Origin of the sequence: Streptomyces sp. NRRL S-118 (assembly GCF_000716335.1) — a bacterium.
GTDB lineage: Bacteria > Actinomycetota > Actinomycetes > Streptomycetales > Streptomycetaceae > Streptomyces.
Genome location: NZ_KL591052.1, coordinates 4,838 through 5,279, shown reverse-complemented (window position 1 = coordinate 5,279; position 442 = coordinate 4,838). Strand labels below are relative to the sequence as shown.

General features: G+C 73.8%; 1 protein-coding gene. It reads right to left on the bottom strand.

Annotation, left to right across the window (positions count from 1 at the left end):
- A partial coding sequence (locus tag IH00_RS0136365; protein ID WP_031080774.1) for a beta-ketoacyl synthase N-terminal-like domain-containing protein occupies nt 1-442 on the bottom strand: 442 nt, incomplete at both ends.

Sequence of the window (442 nt, the reverse complement as noted above, 5' to 3'; positions counted from 1 at the left end):
AGCCGCTCCAGCACCACCAGGCCCACGCCGTCGGAGAAGCCGGTGCCATCGGCGGACGCCGCGTACGGCTTGCAGCGGCCGTCGCGGGCCAGGCCGCGCTGGCGGCTGAACTCGACGAAGAGGAAGGGCCCGGCGAGGACCGTGACACCGCCGGCGAGCGCCAGCGAGCACTCGCCTGCGCGCAACGCGTTCGCCGCGAGGTGCAGGGCCACGAGGGAGGCGGAGCAGGCGGTGTCGATCGAGACCGCGGGGCCTTCCAGGCCGAGGCTGTAGGCGACGCGGCCGGACATGACGCTGCTCTGGGTACCGGTCACCCGGAACCCTTCCAGTTCGGGCAGCGTCGACGGGCCGTAGTCGGAGGAGACGGTGCCGGCGAACACGCCGGTGTCGCTGCCCCGCAGCGTCGTCGGGTCGATGCCCGCGTCCTCGAACGCCTCCCACG